Source organism: Bradyrhizobium sp. SEMIA, assembly GCF_014844175.1.
Classification (GTDB): Bacteria; Pseudomonadota; Alphaproteobacteria; order Rhizobiales; family Xanthobacteraceae; genus Bradyrhizobium; species Bradyrhizobium arachidis.
Window position 1 is genome coordinate 3,349,715 of the sequence record NZ_CP046601.1, and the last position, 19,655, is coordinate 3,369,369.

The 19,655-nt window shown below is 65.0% G+C and carries 19 protein-coding genes and 1 pseudogene; 7 read left to right on the top strand and 13 right to left on the bottom strand.

The features are described from left to right. Nucleotides 1-27 precede the first annotated feature (27 nt). From FOM02_RS16460 to FOM02_RS16495, 8 genes are all read right to left on the bottom strand, one after another. Nucleotides 28-330, bottom strand: a complete 303-nt coding sequence (locus FOM02_RS16460) for an HU family DNA-binding protein (protein WP_027528369.1) — start codon at nt 328-330, stop codon at nt 28-30. 333 nt (nt 331-663) lie between these two features. Further along, the gene (locus FOM02_RS16465; RefSeq protein ID WP_027562408.1) at nt 664-1,896 is read right to left on the bottom strand and encodes an acetyl-CoA C-acetyltransferase; all 1,233 of its coding nucleotides are present in this window, start codon (nt 1,894-1,896) and stop codon (nt 664-666) included. 307 nt (nt 1,897-2,203) lie between these two features. Beyond that, on the bottom strand, nt 2,204-3,667 hold the full coding sequence (locus FOM02_RS16470; RefSeq protein ID WP_027562407.1) for a GH1 family beta-glucosidase: 1,464 nt from the start codon (nt 3,665-3,667) through the stop codon (nt 2,204-2,206). Between the two features lie 160 nt (nt 3,668-3,827). Further along, nucleotides 3,828-4,235, bottom strand: a complete 408-nt coding sequence (locus FOM02_RS16475) for a hypothetical protein (protein ID WP_027562406.1) — start codon at nt 4,233-4,235, stop codon at nt 3,828-3,830. 150 nt (nt 4,236-4,385) lie between these two features. Beyond that, nucleotides 4,386-5,363: a Bug family tripartite tricarboxylate transporter substrate binding protein gene (locus FOM02_RS16480; protein ID WP_027562405.1), complete on the bottom strand. Its 978-nt coding sequence runs from the start codon at nt 5,361-5,363 to the stop codon at nt 4,386-4,388. A 77-nt stretch (nt 5,364-5,440) separates the two neighbouring features. Continuing rightward, nucleotides 5,441-6,286 (bottom strand): fumarylacetoacetate hydrolase family protein, encoded by an 846-nt coding sequence (locus FOM02_RS16485; RefSeq protein ID WP_027562404.1) that lies wholly within the window; start codon nt 6,284-6,286, stop codon nt 5,441-5,443. Continuing rightward, complete coding sequence (locus FOM02_RS16490; protein WP_027562403.1) at nt 6,283-7,908, bottom strand: bifunctional 3-(3-hydroxy-phenyl)propionate/3-hydroxycinnamic acid hydroxylase; 1,626 nt, start codon at nt 7,906-7,908, stop codon at nt 6,283-6,285. Before FOM02_RS16490 ends, FOM02_RS16485 begins: the two co-directional genes overlap by 4 nt. Next, a complete protein-coding gene (locus FOM02_RS16495) occupies nt 7,905-8,804 on the bottom strand; it encodes a VOC family protein (RefSeq protein ID WP_027562402.1) in 900 nt (299 codons plus the stop codon). Before FOM02_RS16495 ends, FOM02_RS16490 begins: the two co-directional genes overlap by 4 nt. 133 nt (nt 8,805-8,937) lie before the next feature. Here FOM02_RS16495 and FOM02_RS16500 point away from each other — a divergent pair, with 133 nt between their 5' ends. Beyond that, nucleotides 8,938-9,636 carry a GntR family transcriptional regulator gene (locus FOM02_RS16500; RefSeq protein WP_027562401.1) on the top strand — a complete coding sequence of 233 codons (699 nt, stop codon included), beginning with the start codon at nt 8,938-8,940 and terminating at the stop codon, nt 9,634-9,636. A gap of 94 nt (nt 9,637-9,730) precedes the next feature. Here FOM02_RS16500 and FOM02_RS16505 read toward each other — a convergent pair whose 3' ends face one another. After that, nucleotides 9,731-10,804, bottom strand: coding sequence for an alkene reductase (locus FOM02_RS16505; RefSeq protein WP_027562400.1), 1,074 nt, complete (start codon nt 10,802-10,804; stop codon nt 9,731-9,733). Nucleotides 10,805-10,907: 103 nt separating this feature from the next. On the opposite strand from FOM02_RS16505, the gene FOM02_RS16510 reads away from it, so the two are divergent. Then, nucleotides 10,908-11,783, top strand: coding sequence for a LysR family transcriptional regulator (locus FOM02_RS16510; protein WP_027562399.1), 876 nt, complete (start codon nt 10,908-10,910; stop codon nt 11,781-11,783). 39 nt (nt 11,784-11,822) lie between these two features. On the opposite strand, the gene FOM02_RS16515 is transcribed toward FOM02_RS16510, so the two are convergent. From FOM02_RS16515 to FOM02_RS16530, 4 genes are all read right to left on the bottom strand, one after another. Then, nucleotides 11,823-12,479: a hypothetical protein gene (locus FOM02_RS16515; RefSeq protein ID WP_265441902.1), complete on the bottom strand. Its 657-nt coding sequence runs from the start codon at nt 12,477-12,479 to the stop codon at nt 11,823-11,825. A gap of 74 nt (nt 12,480-12,553) precedes the next feature. Next, complete coding sequence (locus FOM02_RS16520) at nt 12,554-13,552, bottom strand: M48 family metalloprotease (protein WP_265441903.1); 999 nt, start codon at nt 13,550-13,552, stop codon at nt 12,554-12,556. A gap of 33 nt (nt 13,553-13,585) precedes the next feature. Continuing rightward, a complete protein-coding gene (locus FOM02_RS16525; protein ID WP_027562397.1) occupies nt 13,586-14,230 on the bottom strand; it encodes a LemA family protein in 645 nt (214 codons plus the stop codon). Nucleotides 14,231-14,373: 143 nt separating this feature from the next. Next, nucleotides 14,374-14,631, bottom strand: a complete 258-nt coding sequence (locus FOM02_RS16530) for a hypothetical protein (RefSeq protein ID WP_231164093.1) — start codon at nt 14,629-14,631, stop codon at nt 14,374-14,376. A gap of 404 nt (nt 14,632-15,035) precedes the next feature. Between FOM02_RS16530 and FOM02_RS16535 the strand changes: the two genes are divergently transcribed. The 5 genes and pseudogenes from FOM02_RS16535 to FOM02_RS16555 all read left to right on the top strand — a co-directional run bounded on the left by FOM02_RS16535 (nt 15,036) and on the right by FOM02_RS16555 (nt 19,619). After that, the gene (locus FOM02_RS16535; RefSeq protein WP_265441904.1) at nt 15,036-15,995 is read left to right on the top strand and encodes a helix-turn-helix domain-containing protein; all 960 of its coding nucleotides are present in this window, start codon (nt 15,036-15,038) and stop codon (nt 15,993-15,995) included. 97 nt (nt 15,996-16,092) lie between these two features. Next, nucleotides 16,093-16,392 carry a hypothetical protein gene (locus tag FOM02_RS16540; RefSeq protein WP_265441905.1) on the top strand — a complete coding sequence of 100 codons (300 nt, stop codon included), beginning with the start codon at nt 16,093-16,095 and terminating at the stop codon, nt 16,390-16,392. 120 nt (nt 16,393-16,512) lie between these two features. Next, nucleotides 16,513-17,716, top strand: a pseudogene (locus FOM02_RS16545) (NAD(P)/FAD-dependent oxidoreductase). Nucleotides 17,717-17,809: 93 nt separating this feature from the next. Next, nucleotides 17,810-18,727 carry an MBL fold metallo-hydrolase gene (locus FOM02_RS16550; protein ID WP_194482940.1) on the top strand — a complete coding sequence of 306 codons (918 nt, stop codon included), beginning with the start codon at nt 17,810-17,812 and terminating at the stop codon, nt 18,725-18,727. A 139-nt stretch (nt 18,728-18,866) separates the two neighbouring features. Then, entirely contained in the window at nt 18,867-19,619 is a 753-nt protein-coding gene (locus FOM02_RS16555; protein WP_265441906.1) for an SDR family NAD(P)-dependent oxidoreductase, read from the top strand. The last annotated feature ends 36 nt before the right edge of the window (nt 19,620-19,655 follow it).

The following is a 19,655-nucleotide window of genomic DNA, read 5'->3' on the forward strand; positions in this document are numbered from 1 at the left end:
CCTCTCATCGAGGGGGCCTTTGCGTTATCAGGCCACGGCGTCCTTGGCAGCCTTGACCGGGCGGGCGCGGACGATCTTCCGGGCCGGCTTGGCCTTGAACATCATCTCTTCACCCGTGAACGGGTTGGTGCCCTTGCGCGCCTTGGTCGCGGGCTTCTTGATGACCACGAACTTGGCGAAGCCCGGCACCAGGAACAGGCCGTTCTTCTTGAGCTCCTTGTGGCCGACGTCGGTCAGCGTCTCCATGACGTTCTTGACGTCGCGCTTGGAAAGCTCGGTGGCGGTCGCAATCTTTTCGATCAACTGCGATTTGGAAAGTTGGGTCGGCATCGTGTCTCCTCTGATTCGTTGCCGGTTGCATATTAGACCAACCGGCGAAGGCCTATAGCCTTCTGCACAGTTTTGTCGAGATTTTACGGGCTTTTTTGGCCCCCTGTGGCAAAAAACCCTGCTTTTTAGCTACTTCCGGAGCGGAGGAAGCCTCAGGCAGCGGATTTTACCTTGTTTCAAAGGCCCGCACGCAACCTTGCTAAAGCTGATTCGCGGCTTTCGACAAGCGACGACCGAACGACCGCGTGCGATTCACCCTGAAAAATAAGGGTTGGATCGCACTGCAGCTGCCTTTCTCCCCATTTTTAAGGGGAGCGGTGAAGACGAGGTTGGCTAGACGCGCTCGATGATGATGGCCGGCGCCATGCCGCCGGCGGCGCACATGGTGACGAGGCCGCGCTTGAGGTCGCGCCGTTCGAGCTCGTCGAGCACGGTGCCGATCAGGATCGAGCCGGTGGCGCCGATGGGATGGCCGAGCGCGATCGAGCCGCCATTGACGTTGACCTTGGCGCGGTCGAGCTTGAGATCGCGGATGTATTTCTCCGCCACCACCGCGAAGGCCTCGTTGATCTCGAAGAGATCAATGTCATCGATGGAGAGCCCCGCCTTCGCCAGCACCTTGCGCGTCGCCGGCACCGGTGCGTTCAGCATCAACGTCGGCGAGTCCCCCATGTTGGCCATCGCCACCACGCGGGCGCGGGCTTTAAGGCCATGCGCCTTGGCGTAGGCGGGTGAAGCCAGGAGGATCGCGGCCGCGCCGTCGACGACGCCCGACGAATTGCCCGCGTGATGCACGAAGTCGATGTCGAGATCGGGATATTTCTGCAGGATCAGGCCGCGATAGGTCGTGCCCTTGTCGTCGAGCGCATAGTCGGCGACGGCGGGGAACGCCGGCTTCAGGCTGCTGAGGCCCTCCATCGTGGTCTGCGGCCGCGGATACTCTTCATGGTCGAGCGCGAGGCTGCCGTCCTCGCGATGGACGGGCACGAGGCTGTTCTTGAAGTGGCCGTTCGCGATCGCATGCGCCGCGCGCTTCTGGCTTTCGAGACCGAGCGCGTCGACGTCCTGTCGCGCGATGCCTTCCAGAGTCGCGATCGCATCGGCGCAGACGCCCTGATGCGACTGCGGATGCTTCGCCCGCAGGCGCAGATTGCCCGAGTCCATCATCATCGGACCGCCGCCGCGGCGTCCCTCCATCGACATCATCTCGCAGCCGCCGGCGATGACGAGGTCTTCGGCGCCCGCCATGATCGAGGATGCGGCCATGTTGACGCTGGTGATGCCGCTTCCGCAGAATCGATCCAGCGTCACGGCGCTGGCGCGCACGTCATAGCCGGCATCGAGCGCCGACATGCGGCCGAGATCGCCGCTTTGCGTTGCGACCTGCGCGCTGCAGCCCCAGACGATGTCGTCGACGTCGGCGGTATTGATGCCGGTGCGCTCGGCAAGCGCGCGCAGCACGGTTGCTCCCAGCTGCTGCGGATGAATGCCCGAGAGTGCTCCCTTGCCGGCCTTGCCGACACCTCGCGGGGTACGGCATGCATCGATGATCAGCGCGTCAGCCATGGGCGTTGTCCTCTTGTTATGAGTGTTGAGAGGCGTTGTGAATCAGGGGGAGAGTTGAGTCAATCGGCGGTGCCGGACGGCCTCTCTGCAAAAAGTGAAAAACAACCCCATGCACAGTAGAAGCCCCGGTTCCGCGTGAGGCGCAGCGATACCTGTGAAGCGATTGGTCCGTCAGGCTAAACGGCAATTGCTGCGCAATCTTGCGTCAGGGCAGCTCAAACGCGACAGACGGGCCGCGTCCCCCTCACCCGGATTTTCCGCTGCGCGTAAAATCGGCCTCTCCCCGCACGTGGGAGAGGCGAGGACATCACACCCCCGCGGCGTTCTTCGCGATGACGTTGCGGTAGAAGCTCGCGCTGAGCTTTGGCGTGCGCACCTGGGTGTCGAAATTGACGTGATAGAGACCGAACCGCTTGTTCAGCCCGAACACCCATTCGAAATTGTCCATCAGGCTCCAGAGGAAATAGCCGCGCACCGGCACGCCCTCCGCCGTCGCACGCTGGAGCTGGGCGAGATAGTTGCGCAGGTACATGATGCGGTCGGTATCGTAGATCTTGCCGTCGGGTGAGATCTCGTCGTCGCCGGAGGTGCCGTTCTCGGTGATGTAGATCGCATCCGTCTTCCAGATCTTTGCCGCGAGCCTCGGCACCCAATAGATCGTCTCCGGCGCCACGCGGAGCCAGTTCGAATTCATGTGCGGAAAGGATTTCGGGATCGGCAGCGGCATGAAGCCCGCGCCCTGGTCGGACGGCACCACGTAGTTCTGCGGCGCATAGATGTTGAGGCCGAGGAAGTCGACCGGCGAGGAGATGATCTTCAGCTCGGCGTCGGTGTATTTCGGTGCATTGGCGCCGGCGTATTTCAGGAAAGCGTCGGTGTACTGGCCCGTCATGATGACGTTGAGATAGCCGGCATTCATCTCGCGCAGCGCGATCTCGGCGGCGCGGACATGCTCGGGCGTGTCGATCGCGGGAACGCAGACGTCGATGTTCTCGGCCGGCCCCACTTTGGTGCCACGGCGGCCGCGCGCACGCACCGCCTGCACCGCGAGCCCGTGCGCGAGCGCGCTGTTGTGCCTGATCTGGTTGACCTCGGCTTGCGGCAGCGTCGCGCCGGGCGCATCGATGCCGAGGCCGTAGCCGAACTGCACGAAGCGGCCGCTCTCGTTCAGCGTGAACACGTTCTTGACACGATCGGTCAGGCGCTCGGCGACATAGCCGGCATAGTCGCCGAAGATCTTGCAGGTCTCGGTCGAGCGCCAGCCGCCAAAGCGGTCCTGGAGCGACTGCGGCAGATCCCAATGATAGAGCGTCGCCCACGGCTCGATGCCGTTCTTCAGGAGCTCGTCGACGAGGCGATTGTAGAAGTCGAGTCCTTTCGGGTTCGGCTTGCCGTCACCATCCGGAAACACCCGCGGCCAGGCGATCGAGAAGCGATAGGCCTTGCAGCCGAGATCCTTGATCAGCGCGATGTCTTCCTTGTAGCGATGATAATGCTCATTGGCGCGGTCGCCGGTGGTGCCGTCCTCGATCTTGCCGGGGATGCGCACGAAAGTGTCCCAGATCGAGGCCCCTCGCCCATCCTCATTGACCGCGCCCTCGACCTGATAGGACGAGGTCGCCGTGCCCCAGACGAAGCCCGGCGGAAAGCCGTCCATGCCCCGCGGCGCCGGTACCGGCTTGGCATCGGCCAGCTCGACGGGACCTGCGATTCCGGCTGCGGACAATCCCGCCAGCTTGGCAAACTGGCGGCGCGAGACCTTGTCCGACATGTGATGCTGCTCCCAAGGTGATGCTGGTGCGGCACCACAATGACGCGTGACGGGCCATTTGAGAAGCGCCGCAGCGGAAGTTTGAGGATGCAGAATTGCGCTGCCGGGGGCGCGACATGTCGGCGCGGGCGATTTCGCCGGCCGGCGCACGCTGCCGCGATCAGCGGGAGCGCTTCGGCAGTTTTGGAAGCTTGTCGGGATTGAACGCGGGGACCTGAGCCGTTCGCTCAGGCGCCGCCGCCGGCTTTTCCGTCAGGATCAGCGTTCCCTCGAGGACGACTCCCGGCGCCTGTCCCGCCGTCGCGGTGTAAGTCGCGATCTTGCCGGGGCACGTCCCTACGATGTTCAGCGTGAGCTCATCATAGACGCCGAAGACCGTGTCACGTCCTTCGGTATGACGCTTCGTCGACACGGTCGCGGTGAAGCGATCGCCGTCGACCTGACACGAACCATGATACGTCATCAGGCTGTCGCGGCCCCAGATCTGGCCGTCTGCGACATGGACGATGCCGGTGCCCTGCTCGAGCGGCGTCTTGTACCAAGCCGCGTAGGTACCGTCGTTCAGCATGGGAGCAGTCTCCCCAGGTATTCCCATGCAGATCATCCGCATGACTAGCGCTAAGAAACCGTTAATCACGCGGCCCGTGTGAATCCGGCCTCTCGAGCCCGGCGCGGCGCCCGCGACGATGCGCCAGCCGCAACGCGAGGCGTCTGCCCGCTATTCCGGCTCGATACCGAGTCCCTGAATGATCTTGCCGGACGAGGCAAGCTGTTGATCGAGGAAACGCTTTGCGCCCGCCGTCGTCACGGCATCGCCAACGCTGACATCGAAACCGAGAGTTGGAGCTCGCTCGCGCACATCGGATGATTCCAGGGCGCTTGCAATCTCGGCGCTCAGCTTTTCGACGATCTCGGCGGGCGTGCCGACTGGCGCCATGAACATGAACCAGCCCTGCAGGTCGACGCTTTGCAGCGTCTCCGCGATCGCAGGAACGTCCGGCAGGGAGTCGATCCGCTTGGCTCCGGCAACGGCGACCGGTCGCAGCGTACCTGCCTTGATGAAGGCTTCGGCGATGGACGCCGACTGGATCGTCACCTGGATGCGGCCCGAGATCGCGTCCTGCACCGCATTCGTGGTCGTGTTGTAGGGGATGAGCACAAAGCCGGTTCCGGCGCTCTTGTTGATGGCTTGAGCGATCAGGCCCGAGAGATTGCGCGCACCATCGACGGCCAGACTCAATGAACCCGGCGCCGACTTCTCGAGCTTGATCAACTCCGGCAGCGTATTGGCCTTCACCTCGGGATTGACGAGGAGGACGTGGTTGCTCTTGGCAGCCATCGCGACCGGCACGAAGTCCTTCACGGGGTCGTAGGGCAGTTTCTTGAACGTGTAGGGATTGGTGACGAGCGCGGCCGACGTGGCAAACAAGAACGTGTAGCCGTCCGGCGCCGCACGGGCGACGGACTGCGTGCCGACGAGGTTTGCGGCACCCGGACGATTCTCGACCACGAATTGCTGCCCGAGGGTCCGCGAGAGCTTTTCGGTGATGAGGCGGCACATCACGTCCGGGCTGTTGCCCGCCGGCTGCGGCACGACGATGGTCACCGGCCTCTGCGGCCAGGGCTGCGCCAAGGCCGGAAGAGAGAAACAAAGCGCGGCGCCGGCGAGCAGCAGACGACGGGATAGTGCGGACATGATGTTCCTCCCTGAAAGATTCCGCTTTGCGGGTTTTATTGATCGTTCGCACGCCGTCGCCGGCGGCCGTCGTTCGATCAGGTTTCGTCTGCGACGACGTTCCTGAGCACGCCGAGGCGTTCGACCTCGATCTCGACGACGTCGCCGGGCTTCATCCAGAGCGGCGGCTCGCGCCGCGCGCCGACGCCACCCGGGGTGCCGCTGACTATGACGTCGCCGGGCTCGAGCCGCGTGAACGTGGAGCAGTATTCGATCTGGCGCGGGATATCGAAGATCATCTGCTTGATCAGCGCTTCCTGCATGACCTGTCCGTTGAGGCGGGTCTGCAGCTTGAGCTCGCCGAGCGGACCGAGCTCGTCCGACGTCATCATCCAGGGCCCGAATGCACCGGTGTCCGGAAAGTTCTTGCCCGGCGTGAACTGATGGGTGTGACGCTGGAAATCGCGGATGCTGCCGTCATTGTAGCAGGAATAGCCCACGACATGATCCATGGCGTCGGCGCGGGAGATGTAGCGGCCGGCCTTGCCGATGATGACCGCGAGCTCGCCTTCGAAATCGAGGTGGGTCGAGACGCGCGGCCGCACGATCGGACTCAAATGTCCGGTCTGGCTGTTGGCGTAGCGCGAGAAGATGGTGGGATGATCGACCTCGGCCCGGCCGGTCTCCTTGCGGTGGGTCTCGTAATTCAGGCCCACGCACAGGATCTTGTCCGGGTTCGGGATGACCGGCAGCCAAGTGACTTTCGAGATCGGGAGGGTGGCGGCGGAGGACTTTGCATCCGCAACGCCGGCGAAGGCGGCGCCGATGGCCGCCTTGAGATCGGCATAGCGCGCCTTGAGCGCGGTGCCGACATCAAAAAAGGTCTCGCCCTCGACGATGCCCCAGGTGGTGCGGCCGTCGATCGCTACAGTGGCCAGTTTCACGGCGTTCTCTCCATTGTCTGATCGGGAATTAGGTTTGCTTGCTCGGCCGGGACGTCGCGACAATACAAGCCGATCTCGCGCAAGAGATCGCCGAGCTCAGAAGTATTGCGCGCGGTGCCGAAAACGTAATGGTCGGGCCGCACGATCGCGGCGACGACACCGTGGCGGTCGAACCAGCTCGCGAGTACGCCCTCGGTCTCTTCGAGCACATTCGGCCGACCTGCCCCAGCAGGCGCGACGGCCGTTGCCGATACGTCCGGGCGCGCGGCACAGAGCGAGAGCATGGACGCGGCATCATTGCTGCGGCCGTCGATCAACACGCGCCAGCCGGCCCCTATCATTTCGTCCAGCAGGCGAGCCGTACCGCCGCTTGCGATGCGCGGCTGCGGAAACAGGCTGCCGCGCGCCGGCGTCTCTTGATGCGACAGGCATCCTGCGCGGAGCGGCGGGATGATTTCCTGCCGCGTCAAGAGCAGCGGCTTGCCGCCGCCATCGCTAAGGATTTGCGCATCGCTCTTGCGGGCCGCGGCCGGATCGCGCTCGCAGATCGACTGGCCGATCGCCTTGATCTTGCCGGTCAGCTCGATGACGTGCTGCTTTCTCTCGACCGTGTAGCTGTCGAGCAGGCTGTCGGAGGACACGCCCTTGAGCACCTGATCCAGTTTCCAGACGAGGTTGGTCGCGTCACGCAGGCCCTGGCACATGCCCTGGCCGATGAAGGGCGGCTGCTGATGCGCGGCATCGCCGGCGATCAGGATCCTGCCGCTCCGCCAGTCGGCGGCAACGAGCGCGTGGAAGCGATAGGAGGCAGCCCGCCACAAGTCCCCGTCATGCGGCGTGAGCCAGGGCGAGAGCAGCTTCCAGACATTGTCGGGCCGCTCCATCTGCCGCACGTCTTCGCCCGGCAGCAGCATGATCTCCCAGCGGCGGTGGTTCTTCGGGCCGATCAGGAAGCTCACGGGGCGCGCCGGATTGCAGAACTGCGCGGAGCATTGCGGCAGGCGGGCCAGCGCGCTCTCGTTCACGCGCATGTCGACCACGAGCCAGGGTTCGTCGAAGACGAGATCCTCGAGGCCGAGCCCTGCGATCTGCCGCACGGTGCTCGAGGCGCCGTCGCAGCCAAGCACGTAGCGCGCCGTCACGGAACGATGCCGTCCGTCGCTGTCCTTCAGGCGCGCCTCGACGCGATCGGAGGTCTGGACGAGATCGAGCAGCTCGACGCCGAGCTCGGCCCGCACATTGGAAAAACTCATCGCGTGGCGGCGCAGCTCGGTCTCGACCGCGGGCTGGCTGAACACCATGCTCGGCGTGTAGCCGAGTGGATAGGGCTTTGCGACCATGTCGATGCGCCGGATCAACTGGCCGTCGACACCGAAATGCTCCGATGCGGTGAAGGGCTCGATGAAGGGCGAGATTGCATCCGCGAGGCCCATATTGTCGAATTGACGGAAGATCTCGTGATCGAGCGCGATCGCACGCGGCTTGTCGTAGACATCGGTGAGCCGGTCGATGACGAGCGTGCGATGACCGAGCCGGCCGAGCTGGCCCGCGGCAACGGCGCCGGTCGGCCCGAAGCCGACGACGAGCACGTCATAGTCGGTAGCGCCAGCCATATCCGTCATGCGCGCGCCGCCGTGAAGGGAATGGCGAGCTGCGCCGTCTTGCAGGTGTCGGACTTGGGCGGGGCGATACCCCACTGGTCGGTTCGTCCCGGAGGCCAGACCCAATCGGTCGGGCCTTTCGCGACGTAGCTGTCGTCGATCTGCAAGACCTCGGCGGTGTATTCGATCACGGTGCCGGCCGGATCGACGAAATAGGCGAACACGTTGTCGCCCGGTCCGTGACGACCGACGCCCCATCCGATCGGGTGGCCATGGTCGACCATGCGACCGGAGCCGCGCATGACGGACTCCAGATCAGGCATCAGGAAGGCAATGTAATTGAGGCCGTTGCGAGGGGCCTCGGCAAGCACGATCGCGTGGTGATCGCTGTTGCAGCACAGGAACGCCATCAGCTTCGAGCGATCCGTCAGCCGAAACCCCAGGGTGTCCTGATAGAATGTCGAAAGCGTTTCGATGTCGGCGCTGTTGATGTTGACATGCGCCAGCCGTTCGGGGCGATCCGCGATCACGCGCGGCGGCCTTACATGATCGCCATGGACGAACTCCATGGCGCAGCCCTGTGGCTCGCGAACCACGAAGCTTGTCCCGCCCGAGGGCGCAGGCGACGGCGCGGGTGAGTTGATCACCTCACAGACGGCTTGCCGCGCACGCGCGAACAGGCGGTGCAGATCTTCAAGCGAGCGGGTACGGAAGCTGATCTTTCGGAGTGACGTCGCCTCACCGGGTGTGAGCTCGAGAACGTGGAAGTCACTGCCCGTCGCGGCGAGGTACACGGTGCCGTCCGCTTCCGCCACGACGTCGAGGCCCCAGACCTTGCTGTAGAACTCGACCGAACCGGCGAGGTGCGGCGTCGTGACCTCGACGCTGCGCAGGGCCGTCACCGGAAAGTCGGACATTGGACTTCCTTGTCAGGAAACGCGAATGTCAGTCCATTAATATGTACAAAATCGTCAGTAAAGCAAAAATTTATAAATAACAGGTCCAAACCCTGCTAATGTACACAGGCGCAGAGATTCCAATGGGATGCCCATGAGCCCTGACCTGCCGAGCCAGAAGGACGACCAACCGGCAACGCTGGCGACCACGATCTACGCACGCCTCAAGGCCGACATCCTGACCACCCGGCTCGCGCCCGGTCGCAAGCTGCAGTCGCGATTCCTGATGGAGCAGTACAATGTCGGGCAGACCCCGCTGCGCGAGGCGCTCAACCGGCTGACGACCGAGGAGTTCGTCGTCGGGATGGAGCAGCGCGGCTTCTATGTGAAGGAGGTCAGCAAGGGGGAGCTGCAGGAGCTGACCAAGACGCGGTGCTGGGTCGAAGGCCTGGCGCTCCGCGAGTCCATGCAGAATGCGACGCAGAGCTGGGAAGAGGCTCTGCTGGTGGCGCATCACCGGCTCGACCGCACCCCTCGCTCGCTCAAGCCCGACACGTTCGAGGACAATCCGGACTGGGAGAAGGTGCACCGCGCCTTCCATGCGACGCTGATCGGCCTTTGCGGTTCACGTCCGCTTCTCGGCTTCTGCGAGCAGCTCGCCGACCGTCTCTATCGCTATCGCATGATGTCGATCGCAAAGGCCTATCCGGCGCGCAAGGTCGGTGCCGAGCACAGCGATATCCTTCAGGCGGTTCTCGCCAAGCACACCGAAAAGGCCGTGCGTCTGCTTCAGCAGCACTATCAACGCACGGCCGACGTCATCTATTCCGATCTCGACGGAATGCTGGCTTAGCGTCGCCGCGAGCCAGCGGCGATTCGGCTTCGGGAAGAGCACGCTCGCACCGCGGGCGCGGTGCAGAGCCGATGATTGCGATGACCGGGAGTGCTCAGACCGCAGCAGTCGCACCCAACGCAGGATAGTCGGTGTAGCCGCGGGCGTCGCCGCCGAAGAAGGTGGTGCGATCCGCCTCGTTCAGCGGGGCGCCGGATTTCAGGCGCGCCATGACGTCGGGATTGGCCAGGACCATCTGGCCGTACGCCTCCATGTCGGCCAGTCCGGCCGCGACGTCGGCGCCGATGAGGTCGCGCGGACGCCCCGGTCTGTTCACGATCAGCCTGCCGCGCCACAGCTTGCGGAGATCGGCAAGAAGGCGGTCGTCGCCCTGATGCATGATGTGCAGATAGGCGAGCGAGAGCTTGTCGAGCTCAGTGACCAGATGACGATAGAGGTCAGGTCCTTCGACACCTTCGTCGATGCCCCACATCGTGATGCCGGGCGACAGACGGATCGCCGTCTTGTCCGCGCCGATCTCGCCAGCGATGGCGGCCGCCACCGCGATGGCGAAACGCGCACGATTTTCGATCGAGCCACCATAGGCATCGGTTCGGGTGTTCGCGCTCGGCGCAATGAATTGCTGGACCAGATATCCGTTGGCGCCGTGGATCTCGACGCCATCTGCTCGCGCCGCGATGGCGCAGCGCGCAGCGTCGCGAAAGTCGGCGACGGTCCGGCGCACCTCGTCGGTGGTGAGCGAGCGTGGCTGCGGGATATCCTGCATGCCGGTCGCCGTGAACATCGGGGTATCCGGCGCGATGGCCGAGGGGGCCACGCCCTGCCGGTGATGCGGCGTGTTGTCGGGATGGGACATGCGCCCGGCATGCATGAGCTGGATGAAGATATGGCCGCCCTTGTCGTGCACGGCATCGGTGACCTTGTGCCAGCCTGCGACATGCGCCGGCGAGTAGATACCGGGGGTCGCCATGTAGCCCTGCCCGTCGTCAGATGGCTGCGTGCCCTCGGTGACGATCAGACCGACGCCGGCGCGCTGCGCGTAATATTCGGCGGCGAGGTTGCCGGGCGTGCCATTGGCGGCGGCGCGCGACCGCGTCATGGGCGCCATGACGAGGCGGTTCGGGAGCTCAAGTCCACCGACGCGGACGGGACTGAATAGCGATTTCATGGCGAGTTCCTTCTCGTTGCTGTCGAGAAGGCAGATGGACCCTCCATCTCATGGAATAAATGGCGTATAATGGAATAGATTGGTCCACATATGGAATAATCTTATGGAGCTGTTGAACGACATGGCGCTCTTCGTCGAGGTCGTGAAAGCCAGGAGCTTCCGCGGCGCTGCGGCGACGCTGGACATGCCGAACTCCACCCTGTCGCGACGGATCAGCCTGCTGGAGAAGGAGATCGGGCTTCGCCTCCTGAACCGCACGACGCGCAGGATCGAATTGACCGAAGCCGGCCAGCTCTATTTCGAGCGTTGCAAGCGCATCGTCGACGAAGCACGCCTCGCGCACGAGCAGCTCGGCGAAATGCTGGCGCGGCCGAGCGGATTGTTGCGCGTCTCGCTGCCGGTGGATTTCGCGAACACCTATCTGGCGCCGTTGATCACCGAATTCGCGCAGCTTTATCCCGGTATCGATTTCGAATTCGACCTGACGCCGCGGCGCGTCGACCTCGTCTCCGAGCCGTATGATCTCGCGATCCGCATCGGAGAATCCGAGGCGTCCCACATGATCGCGCGGCCGCTCGCCCGCCTGCACGGCTATCTCTACGCCTCGCCGCGCTATCTCGAACTCAACGGCGAGCCGCGCGAACCCGCGGACCTCGCGCACCATCAATGCCTCTGCCAGACGAGGGTAAGCAGCTGGAAGCTGCACAACGGAATGCAAATGTTAGACGCCGAGGTCGGCGGCCGTTTCCACCTCAACAGCATCGGCATGCTCCGCCGTCTCGCGACCCTCGACATGGGCATCACCTTCGTGCCGCAGGAAATCGTCGCCGACGAAGTCGCAGCCGGCCGGCTACGCCGCATCATGCCGCAATGGCAGGGCTTGCCCATGACCATCTATGCCGTCACCGAGACCAGACTGCTTCCTGCCAAGACGCAGCGCTTCATCGAATTCCTGCGCGATCGGCTGAGCCGGGCTTAGATCGTCCGCGCCATTTGGCGAACAGACCAGGAAGCGACTTTACACCCTCCTCCGGCCAAACACCGGCGCCGAAAGCGGGGCACTCGGCGGCGGCGGTGCGTTCCACTTTGGCTGGTCGTTCCTGACGATCTCTTCGTCGATTTCGACGATGTCCGGACGCGACTTGCGACGATCGATCTCGAGCGGCTCGAGATGGCCGAACAGCGCGCGGAGCAGTTTCGGCTTGAATATCCCAACCACCACGAGGCCGAACAGCAAGAGCGGCATGAAGGCTGAAGGCGCTGCTGGACGATCGCTGCCTTCAGCCCAGACTCCGCCGTTCGCTCCCGGCTTGCCGGCCGGCGCGGCAGCAGGCGCGCTTTGCGCGACCTGGTTGTTCGGCTTCGGCACCGGCGCGCCTTTGGTAGCGCATTTGCCGTCGGGATAGGATGGGCCGCTGCAGAACGGTCCCGAATTCGTCATCCGGGCGATATCGACCATCCCCGCCGGGTTCATCAGGCTCGCCAGCTTCGACAGGTTTCCGTCCTTCGGCCAGTAGAGATAGAGCACCGCCGCAAACGCAAGGCCCAGCGGGATCATCAGTTTCGGCATCACGCCGAGGACATTGCGACGCTCGTTCAGCTGCCATTCCGTCCAAGCCACGCAGGCATTGTGCCACTGCATGTAGAGCTCGTGGTCGGTGAAGTAGAGCAGCAAGGGATGCCGGGACGGCGGGCGCGGCCGCTCCAGCGGCCGGCCCGACGCATCGAGCGGATAGGCCGTTGCAGCTTCTATTCGCGGGCGCTGCCGAACACGGGCCGCGCCGGAACGCGGGTGTCGCGGCGCTGCCGCGCCGGATTCATCAGCTCTCCGCCAAGGTGGCCGATGGCCTCGATCCGATCCGTGGCAGACGGATGGCTTCCGCCTTCGTGATCGGCGCGCCCGTCGAACAGCAGACCCTCGACACGGTCGCTGCCGACGAAGCAGCCCCGGCCGCTGACCTTGGCGATCGCGCTGAGCAGCGCCTCGGGAAAATGCGTGACGCGGATGGCCTCGCCGTCGGCGACGTGGTCGCGGCTCAGCTTCAACCCGCGCCGCGCCGCGCGCGACAGCCGCATGGAGAGCGACGTCATCGCGCTGCTCGCGAGCATCAGCAGCAGCATCGGCGGGATCAGCACCGCGATGACCATCTGCCGCCAGTCTTCGAAGCGCAGCGGATTGTTCATCTGCATGATGATGGCGGTGCGCATCAAGGCGTGGTTGGCGGCGAGCAGCCGCGTATCGCCGTGGCGAATATGGGAGGCCTCATGGGCGAGGACCGCGGCAAGCTCGTCGTCGTCGAGCACGTCCAGCAGGCCGCGCGTGACCGCGATCAGGCCTTGGGTCGGCCCCTCGCCTGCGGTCACGGCATTGGGTTCGCTCGCCTCGATGATCCCGAAACGCGGCAGGCGCACGCCGAGCGCGGTGCACTGCTCCTCGGCGATCGCGACGAAACGCGGCTCGTCCTCGCGGGTGACGATGCGGACGCCGAGCACTTTCGTCACCGCCTTGGCGTGACTGCTGTAGATCCACCAGAACACGAATCCGGCCACGATGGCGATCGGCAGTGCGTAGCGCAGCGCATAGCCGGCCGGATCGGTCAGGATGGTATGCTCATGGTCGGCCGAGAGCAGGATCATCGTCAGGGCGAAGGCCCCGATGATCTCGAAGGCCAGCACATAGCCCAGCACCAGCAACGCCGTGAACCGCCTGTTGTGCGCGGCGTGGGTGACGTAGCCGTGAACCGCCATGACCTAGCCCCTGTTGGCGCCAGCCCTTTCGGCCTAAAGCGCGATCTTGACCGGCTCCGCCAGCTCGGCGCGGCGCTCGCCGAGCACGAATTTTTCGCGCGGAGGATTGTGCCCGATCATCGCGATGAAATTGCCGGGGAAGGCACGGCGGACCGAGTTCAATTCCTCGACCGCGAGATTGTAGAACTTGCGCGCCGCGGTGATGCGGTCCTCGATCCGGATCAGGTCGGAGCGCAGCGTGCTGTAATGGGCGGCGCTGGCAAGCGCGGGATAGTTTTCGCTGACCGTGAACAGATTTTGCAGGACGCTGGCGATCTGGGTCTCGCTCTGAATCACCCCGCCGCTGCCGCTGATCGCTTCCAGCGCGTCGATGCGCGCGTCGAGCACGTCGCGGATCAACTGATGCTCCCTCGCGGCAAAGGCGCGGACGATCTCGACGAGATTGCCGATCAGCGTGTGCCGCTCGACCAGCAGCGCATCGACGTCGCCGAAGGCCGCATCCGCGCGCTCGTCGAGCTGCGCGATCAGCGCATGCTGCGCGCGGATCTTCAGCATCAGCCAGAGTGCGGCGGCGGCCAGCAGCCATATCCACCAATTGTCCAGCGCGAAATTGGCGGCGCGCACGAGGCGGCCTGAAATGTCGATGGCCTGAGAGAAAGTCTGATCGGCAGCAGCCATAATACGTCTCCTGCAAAAACAAATGTTTGCGAGGGGTCATACAGGCGCGACGCTAAGATTATGAACCGCGCACGATTAGAATTTTAATCAATACTTCAGGTTTGCCGATTCCGCTTCAATCCGGGACCGGGCCGAGTTCTGCTCTAGGAGGCCAGGCGAAGCCAGACGTCCTTGCTCGCCAGCGTGCCGTTCATCGTGGCGATCTCCATGTCCACGACATCCAGCGAACCGGGCTGGTCTCCATAGATGTACTTGAGGTGCCACATGAGACCGAGGTCCGGAGAGACGACAAAATCGTCCAATCCGTCGGTAATCGCCCGGACGGCCTGCCGATGCGTCAAGGGCGCGGAAAACATCGCATCGATCAGGGTGGCGAGGCTCATGCCGCCGACGAGCATCATTCGCGCGACCTCGTCACCGTAAACGTGCCGAAGCGCTGCAACGATGGCTGCGACTGCGTCCGGATTCTTCAATGACACGGCGAAGCGAACCTCCGGGCCTATCATGCCGGAGGCGGGATATTCTGTGCAAGCCGTCCGCCCGCGGCGGCGCCGGCGAGGGCCCCGCCTCGGCCGCCGGCACCGGGCCCTTTCAGCGAATTTATTCCTCTCGCGAAATCGGCACTGCGACGACGCGGCGCTGCGCGTCGGGCGTTTGCGAAAGCGCGCGCCGGCTCGGAGCAGGATCGGGCAAAGCATGGGCGCTTCAGGCAAGACGCTCGGCCCGGGCAGCGCCTAGAACGCCCCCGACCCGTAGAAACACGGACACCTGATCTGAGCTCGAAGCGATCGGGAGGAGCCACGCAATGACCGGGAGCACCACACTCATGCGCAATCCCTCCCCCAAGGGCTTGCCACCCATACCTGGCGCAAGGCCGGACGATCACGCGGCGTCCGAGCGTCGCGCCGCCGATGCCGAGATGGCACGCGTGCTCAAGACGAAGCCGCTTCGCATGGCCTCCGATTCCAGCAGCGGCGCCATCGCCTTTTGGAGGCACGAACCGCTGCACGACACCGTCGAGCCCATGGCCGATCATGTCGTCATGGCCTATCCCGCCGGCTCGCAGGCGCTGGAACGACGCACGGGAAGGACGGCCGCGATTTCGACGGCGCGTCCCGGCGTCGTGACGATCATTCCGGCCGGCTCGACATCGCGATGGGACATCCACTGCCCCATGCATGTCGTCCAGCTCTATCTTCCGCAGAGGACGCTGCTGCGGATCGCCGACGAGGCCAACACGACGAACCCCGGCGATCTGCTGGAGCGAACCGGGCATCCTGACGCCATCACGTCGCGGCTGCTGCTGAGCGCCGCCGACTCGCTCGAAGGCAGCGCCACGCTGGACACGCTGTTCAGGCAACAACTGACGGATCTGCTCGCCACGCGCCTCTTGGCCGCTCATGCCGGCGTTGCGGCTACGCCGCAGCCGATCATCGGCGGTCTTTCGCCTTCGGTTCTGCGCCGGTCGATCGAACGTCTGCGCTCGGACAGCGATGCAGATGTCTCGCTCTCGGCGCTCGCGTCCGACGCCGGACTGTCGCGCTTCCATTTCTGCCGGTCCTTCAAGGAGAGCACCGGGCTCTCGCCGCATGCCTGGCTGCGCCAGCACCGGCTCGAGCAGGCCATGGACATGCTGCGCGGGAGCGACGAGCCGGTGGTCTCGATCGCCGCAGCGCTCGGCTATTCCTCGCAGACCGCCTTCGCCGCGGCCTTCAAGAAGCTGACCGGCGAAACGCCGAGCGATTGGCGCAGGCGCATGCGGTAGCAGCAATCGCTCGACAGGGACGGCAATCGCTCTGGCGCAGTCGACTATCCGGTTCGCTAAAGATCGCAATGTCACATCATCCGGACGGAGACGAACGATGGACTGGAAACAGCTTGCAATCGCACCGAAACGGAAGGCCGCCGCCTCGGCGCTCGTGTACGGGCTCTCGCTGACGGTGCGCTTCACCTCGCCGACCGCCGAAGAGGCGGAGTTACAGGGCCCACGAAGCGCCAATGCCGCAACGTCGATCCTGCTCGATCGCGGCTGGCTCGGGAAGCCCGCGATGCCGGTCGCCCCGGTCGCCCTGCGCGGCTGGCCGCTGGGCCCGCGCAGCTGCCGCGCGGCTTGCGAGGGCCCCGCCCTCCTGTCCTCGCTGCCGAACTGCACCGCGCCGTAACGGCCCGGCGCTCTCCGTCTCACCTCTTCGCGTCATCACGGGTCGCAACAGACTCCGCTCGCATCGAGCGGCAGCGATGACGCGCGCGTTTCGAACCAATCCAATCCTGGAGACAACCACATGCGACTACTCATTATCGGTGCCGGCTTCGCCGGCATGTACGCCGCCCTCTCCGCCGCTCGCCTCCGCGACATCCAGGGTGTTTCGCCCGACGATCTCGAGATCGCGCTGATCGCGCCGCAGCCGACGCTGGTGATCCGCCCGCGGCTCTACGAGCCGAAGCCGGAAACCTTGACGGCGCCGCTGCTCGACGTCCTCGAGGCCATCGACGTCGATTACATCCAGGGCAGCGCCGAGGCGGTCGACACCAAGGCGCAGACGGTGCAGATCGCCACAGCCAAGGGTACGCGAAAGACGCTGTCCTACGACCGGCTGGTGGTCGCCGCCGGCAGCCGCCTGTTCCGCCCCAACATTCCAGGTCTTGCCGAGCATGGCTTCAGCGTCGATTCGCTCGATGACGCGATCGCACTCGACAAGCATCTGCACAGCCTTGCCAATCGGCCGGCGTCAACGGGCGCGACACGGTCGTCGCGCCGGCGGCGGCTTCACCGGCATCGAGGCGGCCACCGAGCTGCCCGCGCGCCTGCGCCAGATCTTCGGCGAGGATTCCAGGGCGCGCGTGATCATCGTGGAGCGCAACAGCGCGATTGCCCCCGACATGGGCGAAGGGTCCCGCCCCGTGATCGAGGAGGCGCTGCGCAAGCTCGGCGTCGAGGCCCGGCTCGGCACCGGCGTTGCCTCGCTCGACAAGTCCGGCGTGACGCTCTCGACCGGCGAGCACATCGAAACCGAGACGGTGGTGTGGGCAGCCGGCATTCGTGCCGCGCCGCTGACGGCACAGATTCCCGCCGAGCGCGACAGTTTCGGCCGGCTGCTGGTCGACCGCGACCTGCGCGTGCCCGGCATCGCCGGCGTCTTCGCCACCGGCGATGCGGCGCGCGCCGCCTGCGACGACACCGGCAATTACGCACTGATGTCATGCCAGCACGCGACGCGCATGGGCGCCTTTGCCGGCAACAACGCCGCCGCCGAGCTGCTCGGCGTTCCGACCAGGCCGTATCACCAGAAAGCTTACGTCACCTGCCTCGATCTCGGCGAAGCCGGTGCGCTGTTCACGCGCGGCTGGGAGCGCACGGTCGAGCTGGTCGGCGACGTCGCCAAGAAGACCAAGCGGGAGATCAACACCGTCTGGATCTACCCGCCCCGCGCCGAGCGCGCCGCGGCGTTGGCATCGGCCGATCCGGAGCGCGTGACGAGCCTCTAGTCGCATCACGCAACGACGGCCGCGCTCTCCCGGCGGCGCGGCCTGCTCGACCAGGACCAGCCGGGGGCCTTCACCTTGAACCAGGAGACGAACATGAACATGCACAACACCTCATCCCCCGTGACGTCGAAGCCCGAAGAGCTGGTCCCGTCGCGCTATGCGCTGAAGATCGGCGACATCGACGTGATGGTGGTCAGCGACGGCGTGCTGCCGCTGCCAACGGCCATGCTGGCCCACAATGTCGACCCGTCTGCCCGGGCGGCCTGGCTGAAGGAGATGTTCCTGCCACCGGACGCTTTCGATTGGGCGCTGAACGCGGTCGTGGTGCGGAGCGGCAGCCAGACCATCCTCGTCGATGCCGGGCTGGGATTCGATCCGGACCTGCACTTGCCGCGGGCCGGGCAGTTGATCAAGCGACTGGAAGCGGCCGGCATCGATCTTTCGTCCGTGACCGACGTGGTGCTCACCCACATGCACATGGACCATGTCGGCGGGTTGCTGGTCGACGGCGTGAAGGAGCGGCTGCGCAAGGACCTGCGCATCCATGTGGCGGCCGCCGAGGTCAAGTTCTGGGACGCGCCCGATTTCTCCCACGTCTCCATGCCGCCGGGATTCCCGGACGCGCTTCGCTCGGCCGCCAAGCGCTTCGTGAAAGAATACGGCAGTCAGCTGCGCCAGTTCGATGAGGAGCACGAAGTTGCGCCGGGCGTCGTCGTCCGTCGCACCGGCGGTCACACGCCCGGACACAGCGTGGTTCGCGTCGCGTCCGGCGGCGACCGGCTGATGTTCGCGGGCGATGCCGTGTTCGCAGTCGGGTTCGAGCACCCCGAATGGTACAACGGCTTCGAGCACGATCCCGAGGAAGCCGCTCGCGTTCGGGTTCAGCTGTTCAAGGAGCTGGTCGAGACCAAAGGGCTGCTGGTGGCGACGCACCTGCCGTTCCCGTCCGTCGGCCGGGTCGCGGCCGACGGCGATGCGTTCCGCTGGGTGCCGGTGTTCTGGGACTATTGAGCGATTGATCGAATGAATCCGAGGGCGCGTGCTCATCGCATTGATGAGTTCGCGCCCTGGTCTTCCTCAAACACCGAGCTGTGGTTCGCCGAACACTGGCCCACGCTCTCCTTCCATTTCGAACGACGCAACAAAGCGAATGAACATGCAGAACGACAGAGTGGTGATCATCACAGGCGGCAGCTCCGGCATCGGCCGGGCGGCAGCACTGCGTTTCGCCAACCAGGGCGACAAGGTGCTCATCACCGGCCGCCGCGCCGGTCCCATCGAACAGACAGCAGCGGAGCATCGGAATATCGCAGGCTTGGTTGCGGACACTGCCTCCACCGAGGACGCCAATCGAACCATCGCTGAGGCTGTCGGCAAATGGGGCCGGCTGGACGCGCTCGTCAACAACGCCGGCGCCGGAGCCATTCTTCCGCTGTCGGATGCGGCGGCGGACCGGATCGACGACATCCTTTCCGTCAACGTGGTCGGTCCAAGCCTGCTCGCCCGCGCCGCGCTTCCTCACCTGAAGGCGACGCAGGGCACCATCATCAACATCTCCTCCACGTTCGGTCATCGGCCTGCCGCGGGGCTGTCCCACTACGCCGCCAGCAAGGCGGCGCTGGAACAACTGACCCGCTGCTGGGCGCTCGAGCTGGCGCCATTCGGAATCAGGGTGAATGCGGTCGCCGCCGGCCCTACGGAATCGGGGGCCCTGACGGGGATGATGGGGCTATCTGCGGAACAGGCTGAAGCCGTCAAGGACGACGAGCGCGCGCGGATTCCGCTCCGTCGTCGCGGCGTTCCCGACGACATTGCGCCATGGATCGTCCAGCTGGCAGGCCCCGCCTCGCAATGGATCACCGGCCAGGTTCTGGCCGTCGATGGCGGCCTGGGACTGACCTAGTCTCCTCGCTGTCGATCGCACGTCCCGCGCTTCGCA